This window comes from Chryseolinea lacunae, assembly GCF_016735595.1.
GTDB lineage: Bacteria > Bacteroidota > Bacteroidia > Cytophagales > Cyclobacteriaceae > Chryseolinea > Chryseolinea lacunae.
On record NZ_JAERRB010000017.1, the window covers coordinates 21,348 to 42,212 of the forward strand.

Annotated in this window: 9 protein-coding genes; 3 read left to right on the forward strand and 6 right to left on the reverse strand. The window is 52.2% G+C overall.

Going from position 1 to position 20,865, the window contains the following annotated elements:
* The 3 genes from JI741_RS30010 to JI741_RS30020 form a co-directional block, all read right to left on the reverse strand.
* Window positions 1-3,306 carry a VCBS repeat-containing protein gene (locus JI741_RS30010; RefSeq protein WP_202015985.1) on the reverse strand — a complete coding sequence of 1,102 codons (3,306 nt, stop codon included), beginning with the start codon at window positions 3,304-3,306 and terminating at the stop codon, window positions 1-3.
* An 83-nt stretch (window positions 3,307-3,389) separates the two neighbouring features.
* Window positions 3,390-4,937 (reverse strand): RagB/SusD family nutrient uptake outer membrane protein, encoded by a 1,548-nt coding sequence (locus tag JI741_RS30015; RefSeq protein WP_236676345.1) that lies wholly within the window; start codon window positions 4,935-4,937, stop codon window positions 3,390-3,392.
* Between the two features lie 74 nt (window positions 4,938-5,011).
* Complete coding sequence (locus JI741_RS30020; RefSeq protein WP_202015988.1) at window positions 5,012-8,047, reverse strand: SusC/RagA family TonB-linked outer membrane protein; 3,036 nt, start codon at window positions 8,045-8,047, stop codon at window positions 5,012-5,014.
* A 369-nt stretch (window positions 8,048-8,416) separates the two neighbouring features.
* Here JI741_RS30020 and JI741_RS30025 point away from each other — a divergent pair, with 369 nt between their 5' ends.
* Together JI741_RS30025 and JI741_RS30030 are read left to right on the forward strand one after the other, a co-directional pair.
* A complete protein-coding gene (locus JI741_RS30025) occupies window positions 8,417-10,597 on the forward strand; it encodes an alpha-galactosidase (protein ID WP_202015990.1) in 2,181 nt (726 codons plus the stop codon).
* Window positions 10,594-11,655, forward strand: a complete 1,062-nt coding sequence (locus JI741_RS30030; protein WP_202015992.1) for an aldose epimerase family protein — start codon at window positions 10,594-10,596, stop codon at window positions 11,653-11,655. The genes JI741_RS30025 and JI741_RS30030 overlap by 4 nt, the downstream gene beginning before the upstream one ends.
* A 3-nt stretch (window positions 11,656-11,658) precedes the next feature.
* Here JI741_RS30030 and JI741_RS30035 read toward each other — a convergent pair whose 3' ends face one another.
* Together JI741_RS30035 and JI741_RS30040 are read right to left on the reverse strand one after the other, a co-directional pair.
* Window positions 11,659-12,984 (reverse strand): sugar porter family MFS transporter, encoded by a 1,326-nt coding sequence (locus JI741_RS30035; RefSeq protein WP_202015993.1) that lies wholly within the window; start codon window positions 12,982-12,984, stop codon window positions 11,659-11,661.
* A gap of 109 nt (window positions 12,985-13,093) precedes the next feature.
* On the reverse strand, window positions 13,094-14,005 hold the full coding sequence (locus JI741_RS30040) for an AraC family transcriptional regulator (RefSeq protein ID WP_202015994.1): 912 nt from the start codon (window positions 14,003-14,005) through the stop codon (window positions 13,094-13,096).
* A gap of 69 nt (window positions 14,006-14,074) precedes the next feature.
* On the opposite strand from JI741_RS30040, the gene JI741_RS30045 reads away from it, so the two are divergent.
* Window positions 14,075-17,425: a DUF5107 domain-containing protein gene (locus JI741_RS30045; RefSeq protein WP_202015995.1), complete on the forward strand. Its 3,351-nt coding sequence runs from the start codon at window positions 14,075-14,077 to the stop codon at window positions 17,423-17,425.
* A gap of 518 nt (window positions 17,426-17,943) precedes the next feature.
* Here JI741_RS30045 and JI741_RS30050 read toward each other — a convergent pair.
* Window positions 17,944-20,865 carry a DUF8487 domain-containing protein gene (locus JI741_RS30050; RefSeq protein WP_236676346.1) on the reverse strand — a complete coding sequence of 974 codons (2,922 nt, stop codon included), beginning with the start codon at window positions 20,863-20,865 and terminating at the stop codon, window positions 17,944-17,946.

Consider the following 20,865-nt stretch of genomic DNA (forward strand, 5'->3'; position numbering starts at 1 on the left):
TCACTTCTTTTGAAACATCAACAACGGACCGTTGTTCTGCGTAACAACGAAGATCTCTCCGGCGCGTTGTTTCACACCTTCCAGGTGTCGGGCATCATACTCCACCCAAAACCCGCTTTGTTCGGACGGCATAGGTTTAAAGGTTCCTTTTCCATCGCCCAGCAAAATCGCTCCCACACCCGCGTCGTGTTGCCCCTCCACGGGTTCTGTGGTGAAATCATTTCCCACCAGCAACAGGTCGTCGTGGCCATCCTGATTGATGTCGCGCACCAGAATATCTTTTATTGGCGCACGCTGTGCAAGGGCTGGTAAAGGTCGGATGTTAAATTCGCCGTGGCCCAGGTTTTCGACGATCACGCTTTGTTGTTGATAGGCGTGCACGGTCAGTTGCACCTTGTCTTTCACCGGGGCCATGGCTTCGGTGAGCGTGGCCTTTGCATAGGCATCAAAGGTTTGATATTTCTTTTTATACAGCGGCACTTGCCGGCCCAGGTCGAACCATGACGACACGGGATATTCAATTCCTTTGTCGTAGTAAGCCGGAATGGCGTCCCAGCGGTTGTTGTTGTCCAGATCGCCGCCGTAGATGGAGAAGGGTTGTTCTTTGGTGAAACGATAGCGCGAGTTGAGGCCGACATTTCCCACCACAAAATCAACATCGCCGTCGTGGTCGATGTCGGTGGCGGCAAGCGTGTTCCAAAGTCCGTTGGAATGTTCCAGCGCTGCCGGTTTCATTTGGTTCAGCGTTCCTTTGTCGTTTTTGAATATCGTGATGGGCATGTATTCGCCCACCAGCACCAGGTCGTGCCAACCGTCGCCATCAATGTCGGCCCACAGGGCATCCGTTACCATGCCCACGGTTTGCAGACCGGCGGCGAGGCGGTTGGTGTCATCGGTAAATTTTCCGTTGGTGTTGGTGAGCAGATAGCTCACACCGGGTTTCGGAAACTCCAGGGGAATGAGGCGGCCTGCGCGGAAAAGATCGAGGTCGCCGTCTTTATCAAAGTCGAACGGAACCACGCACGATCCACTGTGACGCATCGCGGGAAGCCGTGTGGTGTCGGGTGTGAACTTGCCTTTGCCGTTGTTTAGCAGGAGCCGGTCTTGCAGGTATGGAGAGTTGTCGTAGTGTTCGTTGGAGCCACTCACGATGTAGAGATCCTGGTCGCCATCGTGGTCGGCGTCGAAGAATGTTGCGCCGGTGTCTTCCTCATTTTTTTTATCCTGACCTATGGAACTTACCTTGAACGTGCCATTGGCCTGCTGAAGAAAAAGATTGCCGGTGTATTGATAGGATCCGCCCACAAAAAAATCATCAAGCCCATCCTTGTTCACATCTGCCACGGCAAGGCATGGACCTTGTTGCGACAGCTTGTGTGGCAGCAAGGGCTCCACGTCATAGTCCATATAAAACTTCTCCTGCTCACGGTGCGCCCCGATCATGGCACTGTCCACGCGGTGCAATATCGAAGACTTCTGTTTTATGCTGTGCAGTTTTTCAGTTCCGCTATCAGCATAGCTTAAGGTTATGGTTCTATCGGCCTTCACGTTTCGCATCACCTGGCTTTTTCCATCGGGCCAAATGATCTGAAGCGAATCGACCACCGTGTTTTTTCCCAAACCAAAATGCAAGCCATAGTCAAGCGACGATTGATAGCCGCGCGTCACACTCATGTGCTGGCGTTGAAGCTCGCCGTTGGCGTAGAGTGTTATGTCGCTGCCCAGGCCCTTGGTGTTCTGCTGGTTTCCGTTCAGGATCACTTTCAGATAGTGTGCGTTGCCGATCGTGTTTTGAAAAATGAAAGCGGGCTCATTGATGTTGTTCACCACAATGTCAAGGTCGCCATCCAGATCCAGGTCACCCAGCGATGCGCCGTTGGAGAGTGAAGGGTGTGCGCCAAGCCATGCGGCAGACAAATCTTCGAACGCGTTGTCGCCGGCATTTCTGAACATGTAGTTGCGCATTAGTTTAGACGGCATCTTCTTCGCGCCTTCGCGCATGCCGCGGTCGGTTTCGGCTGGTGTGGCCTGCGTGGCCGTTTGATTGTTGTGGATAATGAAGTCCATGTCGGTGATGTCGCGCAGATAGCCGTTGGTGATAAAGAGGTCTTTGCGACCGTCCTGGTCAAAGTCGGCGAAAAGTGGCGCCCAGCTCCAGTCGGTGCTGTGCACACCGGCTTGCTGGCCGATCTCGGCAAACACGGGCGTGTGGGTGTTGTCGAAGCCCAGGTTCACCTGCAGCACGTTGCGCATATACTGGGGGTGGTAGCCTGCGCGTGTCATGGCTTCAAACGTGTTGGGGTTGGCGGGGCCGGCCATCTTCTTGCGGCCTATGGCGGCGGCGGGCAGCATGTCCACCACCATCACGTCGGCCAGGCCGTCGTTGTTGAAGTCGCTCACATCGTTACCCATCGAAAACTGGCTGTGGTGTTTAAAATATTTTCGCGCCGACTCCGTGAAGGTGCCGTCGTGGTTGTTCACATAGAGGTGATCGTTGGCCAAAAAATCGTTCGACACCAGGATGTCTTCCCATCCATCGTCGTTCAAATCGTTGATAGCCACACCCAGGCCAAAGCCTTCGTGCAAAATGCCCGCGCTGGCCGAAACATCCACAAATTTTCCATTGTCATTCCGCAGCAACTTGTCTACCGACGGTCCCTTACCATTGTCGACCACGGGTGTCACTTTGTTTGGGTTGCGAATGGTGTTTGTGCTGGTCAGCAAATAAACGTCGAGGTCGCCATCCTTATCATAATCAAAAAAAGCAGCCTGGTTGGTATAGGTTGTGTCGGCCAATCCCCACGCCGCAGCGTCTTCGCGAAACTTGAGATTGCCTTCATTGATGTAGAGCTGATTGATGCGTTTTGCGGCCGGATAGTTTCCCGACTTGCAAACATAAATATCCAGAAGACCGTCGGCGTTGATGTCGACCATGGTCACGCCGGTGCTCCAGCCTCGCTTGCGAATGCCTGCCGTGCTGGTCACGTCTTCAAATTTCAGATTGCCTTTGTTCACATACAGCCTATCGCCCACGCGGTTGCCGGTGAAATAGAGGTCGGGCAGCGAATCGTTGTTGATGTCGCCTATGGCCACGCCACCGCCGTTGTAGACATAATAAAAGTCAACAATGTTAAATGTGTCGTCTTCGGCAATGGTGTTGGTGAACGACACGCCCGAGTGGCCCGGCTCCACCAGCGTGAACAACGCAGGGGGCACTGCAGGTTTGGGTTGGCAGCCGGCCAAAGAAAGAAGCAAGGCTAAAAAAAACAGGGGTTGTGGCAACGTGCGTGCCCAAGCTTTTGTCATGGCGATAAAGATCAGGAATTAAAAACAAAAGGGCCAGCCAAAAATGGCCGGCCTCAGTTGTTTGGGTTATTTGTGCGATGGGTTTATTTCCACTGCGGATTTTGTGTCACATTCTTGTTGCCGAGAATTTCCTTCAACGGAATGGGTAACACATAATCTTTTGCCTTGGGTGTGCGGCCTACGTTATAGAGCGCAGAAAAATGTTTGATGTAGTCACCGAGATAGTCGGGGGTTCCGCCAAACGTGCTCTTGCGTCGCAGCTCAGGATAGAGCACTTGCTCAAACACAAACTCCTGCATGCGTTCGTTCACGATAGCATCGCGCATGGCATCTTTGCCCAACGCACCCACAGGATCCAGTCCCGCGCGGTCGCGCACGGCATTGATACCCGTTGTGGCGTCGCCGGTCTGGCTTTCGTTGCAGGCTTCGGAGTGACCCAGAAACACATCGGCAAGACGGAAGTAGATGGTGTTTCTTTCGGTGGTGGTATACGAACCTCCTGCACGAATCTCTGTGAGTTTGCCCGACCATGCTTTTCCGAAGATCAACTCTGCCGGATTGTTAGGGTCTGCATTGGGATCAACAATGCCGCCAAAGCGCGACAAGTTATAGGGCGCAGTCTTGCTCCAATGAACAATGGGATATTGACCTGCGCTGTTCTTCTTAGTGCGGGCCGTGGGATACGACTCCACAAATGTTCCGGCAATGCGCTTGTCGGCATCGTCGTAGGCTGCTCTGAAATCCTGTGTGGCACTGAGCCAGCTCCAGCCCGCACCGCCGTCGTCGGTAGGCAGATCTTCGGGGTTGAAGTGGGCTGAGTGGTTGCTGTATTCGTTGGCGTTGGCTTTGGCCGACACCTGTCCTTCAAAAATCCGTTCGCCCATGTTTTCGTGGTCGGTGTCGAAGTTGTAGCTGAAGTCATCAAACAGGGTCAGGCCGCTGTTGTCGATGATGTCTTCGGCTGTGGCTTTGGCTTCGGGCCATTTCTGATCCCACAGTTGAGTTTTCATCAACAAAGTTTTTGCTGCCCACTTGTTGGCACGACCCAGGTCAGCTCCGGTATATGCCTCGGGCAACACGGCAATGGCCGCAGCGCAGTCTGCATAGATCTGATCGATGATGGCGCGCGTGCCGCCGCTGTTCGACGCGAGGTCGCTCAGGTCCTTTGTTCCTTTTATGGTGAGCGGTGCGTTGTCGAAATAGCTCAGCAGTCCGTAGTAATAAAACGCTCTCAGAAAATACGCTTCACCTTTCAGGCGTGCAATGAGGGCGGTGTTGGGAGGATCTACAAGCTGATCGGCCACGGCCAGAATTTCGTTGGCGCGGTTGATCGACCGGTAGCTTTGGCCCCAGTAGGCTTCAATCACATCATCTTGTCCGGTCACGTTGCCCAGGTTGTATTGCAGGGGTTGTTTTTCCCAACCCACCTGAAAGCCTACCAGACATTCGAACACATACCGATTGTAGTAGTAGTTGAACCAGTCCGAGTTGCCCATGGTGAGGTCGTCGTAGATGGCGTTCACACCAAGCTTCAATTCGTTGGCCGACTTGTAGAAACTATTGGGACCGATATAGTCCGGCGTCTCGTTCAGGTCCGAGCAGCTCACGCCCACCATCAGCAGTGCAGACATGATCCAGAAAAGGAGATTTTTTCTAACTATTTTTTTCATTGTCATTTTCATTTAAAGTTGTTCACTACCCTTTCTTAAAAACCGATGTTGAGGCCCGCGGTGAAAGAGCGTGCGCGCGGATAGGCATCATAGTCGTCGCCACGATTCAGGTTGTTCTGGCCCTGGTTGTTCACTTCGGGATCAAAGCCTGTGTAGTTGGTGATGATGAACAGGTTTTGTGCACTCACATACACACGCGCCTTGCGAATGAATTTGGGCACCGGCAGGTTGTAGCCCAGCGACACGTTTTGCAAGCGGATGAACGAGCCGTCTTCAATAAAGAACGACGACCGGCGGAACGACGCAAAGTCACGCTTGGCATCTACTGCGGGGCGGGGAGCGCTGGTGTTCTGCGGTGTCCACGAGTCGGTCAGGATGTTCGAGATCTCGTTGATCTTTTGTGCACCGTCGCCAATTTCAGATTGTTGCAGGTTGCGCACATCGTTGCCTTGCACGCCGCGGAAAAACACCGACAGGTCAAAGCCTTTATAGCGCACCGTCGAGCTCAGGCCCCAGGTGAATTTGGGATTGGGATTGCCAATGATAGAGTAGTCATCGGCGGTGAAGTTGCCGTCGTTGGTTTTGTCTTCATAGACCGGGTTTCCGTTTTCGCCTACACCCAGAAACTTGTAGCCTTTCCACACGCCAATGGCGTTGCCGGCTTCCACCCAGCTTCCATCCACACCCAAGTGACCGCTGGTGCTGGTGGCATAGAAGGGAGCGCTTTCGCCAAGGTCTTCAATTTTGTTTCGAAGAATAGACACGTTGCCGTTCACATCCCACGTGAGGTCGCCTTTGCTGAGCACTTTGGTATCTACCGAAAGTTCAAAGCCTTTGTTGCTAAGCGAACCGGTGTTTTTCAACAACGTGCTGAAGCCCGTGCTTTGCGGAATGGATACATAAAGCAACAGGTCGGTGGTGAGGTTGTTGAAATAGTCAACCGTCACGTTCAGTTTGTTGCCCAGGAAACTCATGTCGATGCCGGCGTTGAACATGCGGGTTTGTTCCCATTTCAGATCGGCATTCGGCATGCGGGTGGCCGCATAGCCCGACACCAGCACGCCATTCAACACATAGTTGCGCGGGCTCAGGTCGGACGTTGATTGGTAGGCGGGAATTTGCGAGTTCCCCGTGATGCCATAGCTCACGCGAACTTTCAGGTCGTCGAAGATGCGCGACATGCCGGCGTTGTCAAAGAACTTTTCGTTCACCACACGCCATCCCAACGCTGCCGAAGGGAAGGTCGCCCATTTGTTGTTGGGACCAAACTTGGTCGAGCCGTCGCGACGGGCGGTCAACGTCAGGAGGTAACGGTTCTGGAAGTTGTAGTTTATTCTTCCCAGATACGACCGCAGTTTCCAATCCACACGCGTGGAGTTTCCGATCTGCGGCAATGTTCCGTTTTGAAAATTCAGCGAAGCAAAGTCGTCCGAATCCAGACCGCGGATGGTCTGCAAGGCCGACTGGTTGTTTTCTTTCTGCGAGGTGTAGCCCACCGTCACTTCCAGGGTGTGGCCCGGAGCCACCGCTTTGGAATAGGTAAGGATGTTTTCGTTCAGCAGGTTTATCAGGTTGCGGTCGAAGCGTTGAAGCTCGCGGCCGTTCTGGCGTCCAAGACGTGTCTTGCTGTTGTAGAATGTGTTGCGGGTGGCGTTAAGAATGTCAAGACCAAGGCTGGTTCTGAACTTGAGGTCTTTGGTGATGTTGAATGTTATCGCCGATGTGCCGAAGAAACGGTTGCTGGCATCCTTGTCAACACCTTCCTTGGCTTCTGCCACAGGGTTGATGGTGAAGCGACCGTCGTAGAGCGGGTAGTTATAGTTTCCGTTGTCGTCGTATACCGGCACGGTTGGATCAAGACCCAACGCCGTGATGATGATACCCCCGGGACCACCGCGATCGGTAGGCACGTTGTTAGACGTGGTGCGGGCAAACGACCAGCTGTTGCTGAACGTGGCCTTGCCGTTGAACAACGTGTTGTCCATGTTCAGGCGAAGACCATAACGTTTGAAATCGGTGTTGATGATGATACCCTTGTTGTCCATGTAGTTTCCTGACACGGCAAATTTCGATGTGGCATTGCCACCCGAAATGGAGAGCTGGTTGTTCCAGATGCTGCCGGTGCGCGAGATGGCTTTCATCCAGTTGGTGCCGGCACCAAAGCCTTGCACCTGCGCATCGGTGAAGCGGGGATTTCCGCCCTGGCTAACATCGAGTGTGTTGAGGTAGCGGGCATAGTCAGACGCGGGCATCATGTCGATGTTGTGCGAAATGTTTTGCGACGACATGGAGCTTTCAAAATTCACACTGGTCTGTCCGTCTTTTCCACGCTTGGTGGTGACGAGCACCACACCGTTGGCTCCGCGTGATCCATAAATGGAGGTTGCCGAAGCGTCTTTCAACACTTCGATCGATTCAATATCGGCAGGGTTGAGCGAAGCCAATGCATTCTTCGACTGGCGATCGCCACCTGTGCCATAGCTGGCGTTGTCGGGATAGATGGGGAGGCCATCAATAACATAGAGTGGCTCGCTACCGCTGATGAGTGAGTTGGCACCGCGCACGCGCACCGACAAACCACCACCAGGTGCTGACGAACTTTGTGTTACCTGAACACCGGGCGCCCGGGCTTGCAGGCCTTGCTCAACCGATGTAACGGGCATGTCTTTGAAGGCATCGCTCTTAATAGAAGAGACCGAACCGGTGAGGTCGGTTTTCTTCACCGTGCCATAGCCCACAATCACCACCTCTTCCAGACTTTGAATATCTTCTTCCAACGTCACGTCAATCGTGGAGCGGTTGCCTACGGTAACCTCCTGATTTTTGAAGCCGATGAAGCTGAAGGTAAGCACGGCATCGCGTTGAGGAACCTCGATCTGAAACTTGCCTTGCGAGTCGGTCGACGTGCCTTGCGCAGTCCCCTTAACGATGACGTTCACGCCGGGAAGGGGGTCGCCCTGCGTTGTCGTTACCTTGCCCGAAAGAACGGTTTGTGCGAAGGCCGGAGCAGCCATCAGAATGCACAAAACGACCGTCAGGAGTTTTGATAGTGACTTGTAGTTGTCTTGCATAGAGTGTAGGTAAGATTTAATCTCACAAATTTTACGGAATCGATTGCAACATAAATGGACTATACGCGGTAAAAACTGGATTATTCTCCGGCCGAAAATCGTCGCGTTTTTTCTAAATCGTTTTAAATGACGCAAAAATGGACTATTTTAAAAAGCGTTATCCAGACATTTAAACTTTAAATAAGTAGAATTGTCCAGCCCAGGCCCAGTCTGAGCGGTTTTGGGGCGCCATCTTTCAAACACCCGGCGAGGGCCTGGCACATCATAATAAAGTCCATGAAAAAGACCAGATACTCCATTCAGACGGCTGGCTTAATCCAATACTTTTGCCCAACATCGCACCCTGCGGTTTGCTCTCATCCCAATCCTATGAACGCCAACAGAATTGTAAGCCTCGCCTCTTTCCTCACGTGCCTCGTCTTCACCGCGTCAGCCCAAACCGACGCCGTGGCCATTCACACCGCCCACACCAGCCTGGTCTATAAGGTGGCTGGCGATGGAACGTTGATACAGGCCTATTATGGAAAACGCATCGCCGACGATCAGCTCAAAAACATTCAGACCACAGACCACGAAGCCTATTCGTCGTATGGCAAGGCCTATGTGTTTGAGCCTGCTTTCCGCGTGGTGCACGCCGATGGCAACCTCACCACCGAATTGAAATACGTCGGCAAAGACGTGACCACACCCGAAAAAAATATCAGCGTCACGCGCATCCAGCTGAAGGATTCTTTCTATGACCTCACGGTATCTCTCTATGTGAAGGCCTATCAGAACGAAGACATCCTGGAACAATGGACCGAGGTTGTGCATGGCGAGAAGAAAGACATTGTGCTGCACGATTTTGCATCGTCACAACTTTCGGTAAAGGCATCGGCCTATTGGCTCACAAGCTTCTATGGAAACTGGGCCAACGAAATGAACATGCACGAAGAAAAATTGGTGGAAGGCTCCAAGATACTTGAATCGAAGCTGGGAGTTCGCTCCAATCAATTTTCGCATCCGTGTTTCCTGCTGGGTGTGGACGAATCGCCAAACGAAAACGAAGGCACGGTCATTGGCGGCACACTGGCCTGGCCGGGAAGCTGGCGGCTTTCGTTTGAAGTTGATCCTTCAAAAAATCTACGCATCCTTTCGGGCATAAATCCTTTCGCGTCACAATACACCCTGAAGGCCAAAGAAGTTTTTAAAACCCCGGCCCTGCTCTTCACCCTGAGCAACACGGGCAAAGGCGAAATTTCCCGGCGCTTCCACACGTGGGCACGCACCTACGGCATCCACAAAAGCGAACGCCCGCACATGACGCTGCTCAACAACTGGGAGGCTACCTACTTCGACTTCAACGAACCCGTTCTCAAACAAATCATTGCCGACGGCGCCGACATGGGCTTTGACCTGTTCCTGCTGGACGACGGCTGGTTTGCTAACAAATATCCACGCAACAATGACGACGCCGGCCTGGGCGACTGGGAAGTGAACAAAAAGAAATTGCCCAACGGCATCGGCGAACTGGTGAAAGAAGCCAAAGCAAAAAACATAAAATTCGGAATCTGGATCGAACCCGAAATGGTGAACCCCAAAAGCGAACTCTACGAGAAACATCCCGACTGGGTGATCACCGGCGCCAACCGCGCCATCGACGTGAGTCGCAACCAACTTGTGCTCGACCTCTCCAACCCGAAAGTGCAGAACCACGTGTTTTCGGTGGTCGATAAAATCCTTACCGAAAATCCCGACGTGGCCTACATGAAGTGGGACTGCAACCGCTACATGACCAATGTTGGCTCTTCGTTTCTGCCCGCCGAAAAACAAACACACCTGTTCATCAAATACGCGCAAGGTCTGCTGGATGTGTTGAAGCGCGTGCGCCAGAAATATCCCGACGTGGTGCTGATGGCCTGCTCGGGTGGCGGTGCCCGTATCGACTATGCCACGCTGCCGTTCTTTGATGAATACTGGATCAGCGACAACACCGATGCACTCGACCGCATCTTCATTCAATGGGGCACAAGCTACTTCTTCCCTCTCATCGGCCTGGCCAGTCACGTGTCGGTAGTGCCAAACCACATCACCAAACGCATCACGCCGCTGAAGTTCCGGTTCGACGTAGCCATGTCGGCCAAGCTGGGCATGGACCTTCAGCCGAAAGACATGAATGCCGAAGACAAAACATTTTCAAGAAGCGCCATCCAGGCCTACAACGGCATCAAACACATCATTCAGTCGGGTGACCTCTATCGCCTGCTTTCTCCCTATGAAACCAACCGCGTGGCCTTGCAATATGCCACGCCCGACAAAAAGGAGTCGCTTGTTTTTTCGTATCTCATGAAGAAAGAGATTGCGGGCAACGACCAGGTATTGTATCTGAAAGGACTTGACCCGGCAAAAGAATATACCGTGAAGGAAGTGAACAAAGCACCCGGCAAAAAATCGCGACTGGCCTTGCTCGAAGGAAAAAAATTTACCGGCGACTTCCTGATGACGTATGGCGTTCGTTTTCCTATGTCGGAAGAGTTTGAGAGTGTGGTCTTTCAACTCGTGTCTGAATGACGCCTGACGCAAACAACGGATTGAAGAACGAACGGATTTCGAATGCCCCATGGGGAACGTTTGAAGGGAAGGACGTTTTTCTTTTTCGATTAAAGAATGCCAGCGGTGCGTATGTTGAACTGACGAACTATGGCGCCACGCTGGTGTCTGTGGTGGTGCCCGACAAAACCGGAAACCTTGAGAGTGTGGTGCTGGGCTTCCCTTCCCTCGAAGGTTATCTGCACGATCGGTGCTACATCGGTTCCACCATAGGCCGTTTTGCAAACCGGATTGGCAATGCCAGGTTCACACTCGATGGCGTGACCTATGCCCTCGACAAAAACGACAACACCAATTCAAACCACGGCGGCCCCAGCGGATTTCATGCGCGCGTTTTTGATTTCGCGATCAGCGACGATGCCGTCACATTTATGTTGACGAGTGAAAATGGCGAGGGAGGTTTCCCTGGGAAGATTGATTTCAAGGTCAAATATTCGTGGAGCGACGATTGTGCCCTTGCCATCCGGTTCAACGCGGTGGCCGACAAACGAACGGTGCTGAATTTCACAAACCATGCTTACTTCAATCTGTCGCCCGGCGACGGCGACATTCTGAATCACGAACTCACGCTTCACGCCGACAGCCTTGCATCGACAGACAAACAGTATATCCCCACGGGCGTTATTGCACCGGCAAACGATCTTCTGTTCAAACGCCACAAGATCCGCGAACGCGTGAAAGTATCCGATAACACCATGACGGGTGTGAACAGTTATTATATACTGAATCCGAAAGAAGACAAAATCCTGCGCCCCGCTGGGAAGATGACGGCACAAAGCAGCGGCAGAACCCTGGACGTATTCACCACCTACCCCGGTGTTCAAGTCTACACCGGCGACTTCCTTCACGCTTCACATACGAGCAACCTATCCCGACCCCCGGCTTCTTTCGACGGTTTGTGTCTTGAATGCCAACACTATCCCGACGCACCCAACCATCCCAACTTTCCATCCACCGTTTTTGATGCAGGGCAGGTTTATGACGAAACTATTGTCTACAAGTTTGGCGTGACGGCATAGCCCCTAGTGCCGTATCGTTTCCATTTCAAATTGCTCCAGTGTTTTTCCTTTTGTCTCGGGAGCAAACTTCCACAGAATAAAAAAGTAGGTGAGGCAAACAAACGAGAACAGGAAGAATGTTTGCGGCGCATCCAGCACGGCAATGAGCACCGGAAAGCCATAGGCCAGTGCGAAACACGCAACCCAAAGCATGCCTGTGGAAATGGACACGGCCAGCGTGCGCACTTTCGATGGAAAAATTTCGGAGATCAACACCCACGTTACCGGCGCCAATGTTGCCGCATAGGTGGCAATGAATGCCAGCACAAAGAACGACAGCAGGTAGCCATCGAATAGACTATAATAATAGCAGATGCCCACCAGGAACAACCACAGCGCCATGAGCGACGAGCCGGCCAGCATAAGTTTTTTTCTTCCCAGTTTGTCTACCAGCAACATGGCCACCACCGTGAAAATTAAATTGATGGCGCCGATCATGATTTGCTGAAACAACTGGTCTTTCACATTCATGCCGGCCTTTTCGAAAATGATGGGTGCATAAAAGAAGATAGCGTTGGCGCCTGATATCTGCTGAAAAACAGCCAGCGTAATGCCCAACATCACCATAAACAAAACGCCCGGTGCCAACAGGTCCGAAAATTTTCCCTTCACTTCTTTTTGAATGCGCGACTGAATGAGCGCGATTTCCTGAACCGCTTCGTCGCCGGCAATTTTGGAAAGAATGGCATTTGCTTTTTTCAGCTTCCCCTTGCTCACCAGCCAGCGCGGACTTTCCGGCACCATAAAAACAAACACAAAAAACAACAGCGACGGAATGGCTCCCGAGGCAAACATCCAGCGCCAGTTGTTCTCGACATCGGCCAGTATATAGTTAGAGAAATAGGCCAGCAAAATTCCCGTCACGATGGTGAGTTGATTAATAGACACCATGCGACCGCGAATCGCCGCGGGACTCACCTCGGCAATATAGACCGGCGACAACATAGAAGCCGCGCCCACCCCAATGCCCGCAATGATGCGCCACACAATGAGCGCCGAATGTGTAGACGACCATCCCATAAAAACGGACGACACCATGAAGATGGCCGCCGCAATGATGAGCGGAAGTTTGCGCCCAAAGGCTTCGGCAAACGGACCGGTGATTAACGTGCCTATGATACAGCCCACATAGAGTGAACTGCCGGTCCACCCCAATTGCGCTTCGCTCAGGTGATAGTAGGATTGAATGAAGGGAATGGTTCCCGAAAAAATGGCGATATCAAAACCAAACAAAAGGCCTCCAAAAGCGGCGACGGAACTGATGAGAAAAACGTAGTAACGCTGAGTCATAAATAGCGGTTGGGTGAAAAAACAAAGTTGCTGCAAAATGAAAGTTACCCGAATGGAGAATCGCATGAAAAGAATGGACTATTCCCCGCTGGAGAAAGACCATCCCTCATCAACGTTTTTTGTTGCGATAGTCAACAGGCGACAGGCCCATCACTTTCGTGAACAGCCGCGAAAAATAATAGGGATCTTCGATGCCCAGCTTCGACGAAATTTCATTGATGCGCAGCGACGTGAACTGCAGATACTGACAGGCATGCTGGATTTTTAAGTGATTAAAATAAATGATAGGCGAATAGCCCGTCTTGCGCTTGAAGATGTTTGAGTAGTGCGAAAGCGAAAGGTTGACCGACGCCGCCAACGCCTCCAGCTTGATGGGCGTGTCCAGGTGATCCTGCATGTATTCAATAGAAAGGTCTACCAGATCTTTTTCGACCGCGTGGTGTGCCGAAGCAAATTTGTCGGCAAAGCAGAGGGTGGTTAGAAAATATTGGAAGCTGGTGCTGGCAAAGAACAGGTTGTCGAGGCTATAGCCGGATTCGAGGTTGCGATAGATCATGTCGAAGATTTTGATGCGCTCTTCAAGAAACATGTTGTCGTTCACAAAGCTCTTGAACTGTTTGGTGAGCAGCCCGGCGAAGTAGGGACTTTGCAGGCCCTTGAAGTGCGCCCAATAGATGGTCCACGGATTTTTGTCGTCGGCTCCATATTTATGGGGCATGTCGGCGGGAATGATGAGCACCTCGTTGGGATTGATGGCGACGTTGCCCGACGGCAGCTCCACCCAGCCTTTTCCTTCGAGACAATAGATGAGAATGTTGGCTGAAATGCCCGAGGGGCGCTCGCGATAGTGAAACTGGGCGCGGGGATAAAAGCCGATGTCGGTCAAATAGAGACTGTTTATGGGAGGCGTGTAGCCGCACAACTCCAGTATCTTTTTGGGCAGCACAATGGCGCGTTGTCCCTCAAACCCTTCTCGTTTTCGTATGGTTTGCATGTCGGCCATAAAAATAGAATAATCCATCAAAAGAGAAAATTAATCCATTAGCAACAATGACAGGCCGGGTACCTTTGTTGAAAACAATCGTTAGTGATGGAAAGAAAAACCACTGTTGAGGTTTGGGAGGAACAAATCACAATCCCGACATACGGAATAGGCAAACCAGAAAAAAATCCAATTTTCTCCGAGAAGCGGGTTTATCAGGGAAGCAGCGGCGTGGTGTATCCAAACCCGGTGATTGAAAAAATTCTCGACAAAAAATCAGACAAGACCTATCACGCCGTCTTTCTCGAAAACCAATACATCAAGATCATGATTCTTCCCGAAATCGGCGGAAGAGTGCAAATGGCATACGACAAAATCAGACAACGTCATTTTATCTATTATAACCAGGTGATCAAACCTGCGCTCGTGGGCCTTACCGGTCCGTGGATATCGGGCGGCATCGAATTTAACTGGCCGCAACACCATCGGCCCAGCACGTTCGATCCCATCGACTTCACCATCGAACATCACGACGACGGCAGCAAAACCGTTTGGGTGAGCGAGGTCGAAAAAATGTTTCACACCAAAGGCATGGCGGGCTTCCGTCTCTATGCCGACAAAGATTACCTGGAGATTAATGTGAAACTCTACAACCGCACACCATTCCCACAAACATTTTTATGGTGGGCCAACCCCGCGCTGAAAGTGAACGACCACTATCAATCGGTGTTTCCACCCGACGTGCACGCCGTGTTCGATCATGGCAAACGCGACGTGTCGGAATTCCCCATTGCCAGAGGAGAATATTATAAAGTAGACTACTCGGCAGGCGTAGACATATCGCGCTACAAAAACATTCCGGTGCCCACGTCTTACATGGCACAACAATCGAAGTATGATTTTGTGGGTGGCTATGAACACGACACACGCGCCGGCATTATGCACGTGGCCAATCACCACGTGTCGCCCGGAAAAAAACAGTGGACGTGGGGCAACGGCGAATTTGGTTTTGCCTGGGACAGAAACCTGACCGACGAAGACGGCCCCTACGTGGAATTGATGACGGGCGTGTTCACCGACAACCAACCCGACTTCTCGTGGATACAACCCGACGAAGAACGCACGTTCACCCAATACTTTCTGCCCTATAGCGAACTCGGTGTGGTGAAGAACGCCACCAAAGATGCCCTCGTGAACGTGGACATCGCGAACAACACCATACAGTTGAAATTCTATGCCACAGCCCGCTATGAAAACGCGGTGGTGTCGGTGAAGGCCGGTGCAAAAGAAATTTTCTCCGAAGCCATCACCATCTCTCCATCCCAACCCTATCAGCATGACTTGCCCCTGAATGACACGGTCGACACAAAGACACTGACCGCTTCATTAAGCGACGCGCAAGGCAAAGTGCTGGTGCAGTTTCAACCCGAAAAAGAAATCACAAAAACACTTCCCGATCCTGCAAAAGCCGCAGCCGAACCGGAAGACATTTCGAGCATAGAAGAACTATTCCTGACGGGCCTTCACATCGAACAATATCGACACGCCACGTTTCTGGCCACCGACTATTATCAGGAAGCCCTTCGCCGCGAACCAAAAGATGTACGGAACAATCACGCCATGGGCATGTGGTTCCTGAAGCGCGGACAGTTTGCAAAGGCCGAAAAATATTTTCGACAGGCCATCGCCACCCTCACCGAAAGAAATGCAAATCCCTACGACGGCGAACCCTACTTCAACCTGGGGCTGTGTCTGTTCATTCAGGAGCGTTATGACGAAGCCTACGAAGCCTGGTTCAAGTCGGCCTGGAATGCGCCCATGCAGTCGGGTGCTTATTTGAACCTGGCGCGCATCGATGTGCGCGAAGGAAATCTTGACGCCGCGCTTGACCTCATAGACAAATCGCTGACGCGCAACTATGCGAGCCAGACGGCGCGTCATTTAAAGATCATCATCCTGCGCAAACTCAATCGTCTGAAAGAAGCGCAAGCACTCATCGATCAATCGCTGGCCCTCGACAAATTCAGCTTTGGCATTTTGTTCGAATCCTTTCTGGTGGCCGACACCTCTTCCGATCATCACAGCGCAAACGCCCTCGACACGCTGATACGTTTGGCGCGCAACAACATACACACCTACGTGGAATATGCTTTCGACTATGCCTATGCAGGTCAATACGAAGAAGCCATTCAACTGCTGAACACCTGCGACGTAGCACCCGGCGAAGAAAACCCCATGACGTTCTATTACATGGGATACTTTGCCTCGTGCATGAACGAACCCGAGCTCGCGCTTCAATACTACAAACAAGCGGAGCACTGCAAACCCGACTATTGTTTTCCCAACCGTATAGATGACGTGGTGGTGCTTCAGCACGCCATGCAAACCAACAACGCCGACGCAAAGGCGCCCTACTATCTGGGCAACTTCTGGTATGCACACAAACAATACACCGAAGCCATTCAATGTTGGGAAACATCGGTTCTGCTCGACGCCACCTTTGCCACGGCCAACCGAAACCTGGCGCTGGCCTATCACAACAAACAGAACAATCCTCAAAAAGCATTAACGTTTCTGGAGCGCGCCTTCGCCCTCAACCCCACCGACGCGCGCGTGTTCATGGAGCTGGACCAGCTTCACAAAAAAATGAACCACCCCCACGCCGACCGCCTCGCGCTGCTGGAAAAACACATCGCCCTCACCGAAGATCGCGACGATCTCTACCTGGAACGCATCACACTCTATAACTTACTGAAAGACCATCGCAAAGCCCTCGACCTTTTAACCGCGCGACAGTTTCATCCGTGGGAAGGTGGCGAAGGCAAAGTGGTGGGCCAATACCTCATGGCAAACATTGCCCTGGCCAAGAGCGCTCTTGCCCAAGGCGACCCCGACACCGCCCTGAAATATCTGGACGCCACCGTGCACTATCCACACTTCCTCGGCGAAGGCAAAATTTATGGCACCCAGGAAAACGACATCAACTACCTGAGAGGCTGTGCCTACGAAGCCCTGAACGACAACACACGCGCCCGCGACTATTTTCAAAAAGCAAGCACCGGCCTAAGCCAACCCGGCCAGGCCATCTTCTATAACGACCAGCAACCCGACAAAATATTCTACCAGGGCCTGGCCCACAAAAAGCTGGGCAACCGCGCAAAAGCCGAAGCCATCTTCAACAACCTCATCATCTTTGGCACCACACACATCGACAGCGAAATCAAACTCGACTACTTCGCCGTCTCCCTCCCCGACCTCGCCGTGTTCGACCAGGACCTCAGCCTCCAAAACAAAATTCATTGCCACTATTTACTTGGCCTCGGCTACCTGGGCCAGGGCAACGAGTCCATGGCCCTCCACCATTTCAACGACGCCCTCAAGCACAACAACCACCACGCCGGCGTGCTCATCCACAAGGAAATGATTGGCAAGTCACAGAAAGAAATGCAGTTTAAATAATGAGCTGCGCAGGCATGTCACAAACAATGTCACATCAATGAAATACAGGTTAGCGTTGGGTGCACCATCACGGTGCGCCCTTCGCTATTTTTAACACCGGCTCCCCGATCACGAAACCGAATCAGCAAACGTGTCTATGTTTGATTCGGTTTTTTATTTTGCCAATGACTCCGGATTTCACTAACAACATTCTGAAAATCCAACCCGATTAAATTCCCCAAAACTTCTGTTTGATAATTTACCAACCCCGTCAGGGGTTTCCTGTCTATAGAAAACAAACACACATCAAACAACCAAGCGCCACAGCACACACTGAATCGATCTTCGATTTGATTTGGCGCGCACTTACACGCTGCATCAGGTGCAACACACACATGCATCATGAACATCGGTGCATCGGAATCACGCACACATGCAAATAAAACTTGAACTCAACTACCCCTGGTTTCCCCACGCTCACCGAGGGCTATAAAACAGAAAACCCCTAACGGGGTTCCTGTTTCAACTATAGAAGGGACTTAATTTATCAAAACATTCCTGATCTTACTCTCACTCACTTCCACCACCGGCCTAAACCGTTCACTCCCCATATACTGCTTCAAACTATACAACAATTGCTTTGCTTCGGGCCGACTGCCTTGCCCCGACACCAAATCAATAGACGACACCACCAACTTGCCCTTCCCAACCCTGCATTCAAAAATCAACCCAAGCGACTGTGCCGTCACCCAATCATCAATCACGCGCACAATAGGCTTCAGCCCGGGGGTCACATCGTCGAGGCGGATGGCGTCGGCGTGCGAAAGGGCATCCCACCACTGCCAGTTGCTGTGATATTGTGTGGGAAACTCGGCGAGCGCGGCGTGATGTGGATCGCACAAAATGCCCAACGTGTGGGGCGCCTGTCCGTGTGTCCAAGCGGTGTTCCAGAAGATGCTGGAGAAACCCACGGCCACGCTGCCACCATGTTCAGGTTTCACACTACCCTTCTTCAGTGTCAATAAAACTTCGCCACCTTCGTTAAGGCGCTTCATCGCGGTTGCGTCGAGTTGTTGTGTGATGAGAATGTCTTTGGCGGTCTTGGGCAACGCAGCGGGGTAGACAAAAAAGTCCCACGTGTTTTTGCGTTCTCCCACGGCTACTGTCAACACCAAACGCGAGGGTTTGTCTATCGCACCCAACGCCTGATTGATGACGCCCAGGGCAAAGCCATTTCCCAACGGAATGTTCTTTTGTGCAAACATGCCTTTGAACACCTCACGTCCGTCGGCATGTGCGATCTGCCACGATGCCGTGGTGTTATCGAGTGGTGCATCGCCAAAGTGCGAAACTTCAACCGGCACCTTCAGCGTTTCGTTGTTCTGATAAATCATTTTCGAAAACCTGGCCAGCGGCACGGTGGCATTGCAGAACTGGCTGTATTCGGCGGCGGTCACGTAGCCTTTCTCTGTCCAGAAGGGACTCAACACGCCCACCAGTGCAGTGCCCTGGCCGGGAAAGTCGTGCAGGTCGAGCAGTTGAAAGCCACCGAAGTTTTTTGTGCGCAACGCAGCTTCGATGTCTGCTTTGTAGCACAGCGTCTGAAGTTTGCCCGAGGCCAGCAGAAAACTGTCGGCCAGGTGAAGCAGTCCGTTAGCCTTTAGTGTTGCCTGAAAGATTTCGAAGTTCCGCGCCTTCAATGCGCCATCGTATTGTACTATTTCTTTAAAGTCGGGATAAACACACCATTGCCCTATTTCGTGGCTCACGGTGGGCACCTTCCATTGGTTGATGATGGCCGACCAGTCGTAGGCCGACGACGGTGGCTTGCTGTTGATGATGCTCTTCACACCATCTTCCCAATGCTGAATGCGCGGGTCGGAGGTGACATGATAGTCGTTTTCCGGAATCACTGGCCAACCCGAACCAGACGTATAGAGGCGGGTGGAATCTTTTGCCTGCCAGTATTTCACAAAGTCTCCGAGGTAACGATTCTGGTTTTCGCCCTTGGGCTCGTTGCCATAGGTCATCATGCAAAACGACGGATGGTTTCCAAAGGTGTTCACCACGCGATTGCTTTCTTCATAGAGATAACGATCGATCTGCGCACCATCGCCCACACTCGAACCAAAATTTGCCCACGACGAACACTCTACCTGCAAATAGAATCCCAACCGATCAGCCACACTGAAGGCGGCCTCGGGCGGAGTCCACGAATGGAAGCGCATGTGGTTGAGCCCAAACGCGCGACACACGGTGAAGATCCTCTCCCACTCTTTTTCGTCGGTGGGCGGATAGCCCGTCTTGGGGAAGATGGCACACTCCAGCGTGCCACGCAAAAGTGTAGGCTTGCCGTTGATGGTGAACTGTGTGCCCTGCGTGGAAAACTCGCGCATGCCAAACGTGATCTTCTTCTGTTCGATGCTTTTTCCCGCTGTGAGGTTGATGTTGAAGTCATAGAGATCGGGATGGGCTTCGCTCCACAACAACGGAGTGTCGCCCATGGCATAGGTCCATTCAAACTTTGCGCTGTCGCCGTTGATCACCACTTTCTTTTCCAACGGCGGTAAACTGTTAGCCGAGTCTTTCGAGGCGGCCGCCGCCATGCGTATAGTAATTTCCTGGGGTGCTTTGCCTGCGTTGTTCACGACCATCCTAACCCTGACCTGCCGGTTGTTCACATCCGGATGCAACGTTACCTGCCCGATGTGCACCAGCGGACGCGATGCCAAAAAGAGTTGGCCCACCATGCCGTTCCAGTTGCCCTGCGTGTGGTCGGAGATGCTGTGCGAGTTCACGCCCACATTAAAATCTTTGATGCGGTTGTCGATGCGGATCGTGACCTGGTGTGTGCCCGGCGTGAGCTGTTTTGTTAAATCGAAAACGTGTGGCGTGCCCAGACTATTTTGCATGCCGATGCGCACCGTGTCGATCCACACCGTGGTTTCCCAATGGCTGCGCTCAATGAACAGCTCACGATAGTTTCCCTCCCACGATGCTGGAACGGTGATCGTCTTCTGATACCACGCTGCCCCTTTATAATACTTGACCGGCTGAAGCCAGAACGGAACCTTGATGTTGCCCGCCTTGCGATATGCGGCATACTCCGGCTTTTTAAACCACGACGAATCAAAGACGGAACCGGTCCACGGCGTATTGAACCCCACTTCGTTTCCCTTGTTGTTGGTGGTCATGGAACCGGGAAGCGTAATCTTGTCGGGCAGTGCAGTGTCGAACCATTTTTCCGACACACCTTTATCGAGCGAGTCCATTTGAAAAGCCCACTCGCCAGCAAGGTTAATGGTGGTGGAGTCGGACTCAGGCTGCGGTTTGGAACACGCTCCGAAAATGAGGAACGCGAAGAGAAATGCAGACAGCGATGTCCAGTCCTTGAGACAAGCGACTATGCTGCGACGATGATCTTGTTTTTCAGAAAGTGTATTTTGGGCACGGCGATTCAT

What these genes read in the sequence shown, in the direction of transcription:
- JI741_RS30010 (WP_202015985.1), bottom strand. Translation starts at nt 3,306, where the DNA reads ATGACAAAAGCTTGGGCACGCACGTTGCCACAACCCCTGTTTTTTTTA.
- JI741_RS30015 (WP_236676345.1), bottom strand. Translation starts at nt 4,937, where the DNA reads ATGTCTGCACTGCTGATGGTGGGCGTGAGCTGCTCGGACCTGAACGAG.
- JI741_RS30020 (WP_202015988.1), bottom strand. Translation starts at nt 8,047, where the DNA reads ATGCAAGACAACTACAAGTCACTATCAAAACTCCTGACGGTCGTTTTG.
- JI741_RS30025 (WP_202015990.1), top strand. Translation starts at nt 8,417, where the DNA reads ATGAACGCCAACAGAATTGTAAGCCTCGCCTCTTTCCTCACGTGCCTC.
- JI741_RS30030 (WP_202015992.1), top strand. Translation starts at nt 10,594, where the DNA reads ATGACGCCTGACGCAAACAACGGATTGAAGAACGAACGGATTTCGAAT.
- JI741_RS30035 (WP_202015993.1), bottom strand. Translation starts at nt 12,984, where the DNA reads ATGACTCAGCGTTACTACGTTTTTCTCATCAGTTCCGTCGCCGCTTTT.
- JI741_RS30040 (WP_202015994.1), bottom strand. Translation starts at nt 14,005, where the DNA reads ATGGATTATTCTATTTTTATGGCCGACATGCAAACCATACGAAAACGA.
- JI741_RS30045 (WP_202015995.1), top strand. Translation starts at nt 14,075, where the DNA reads ATGGAAAGAAAAACCACTGTTGAGGTTTGGGAGGAACAAATCACAATC.
- JI741_RS30050 (WP_236676346.1), bottom strand. Translation starts at nt 20,865, where the DNA reads ATGAATCGCCGTGCCCAAAATACACTTTCTGAAAAACAAGATCATCGT.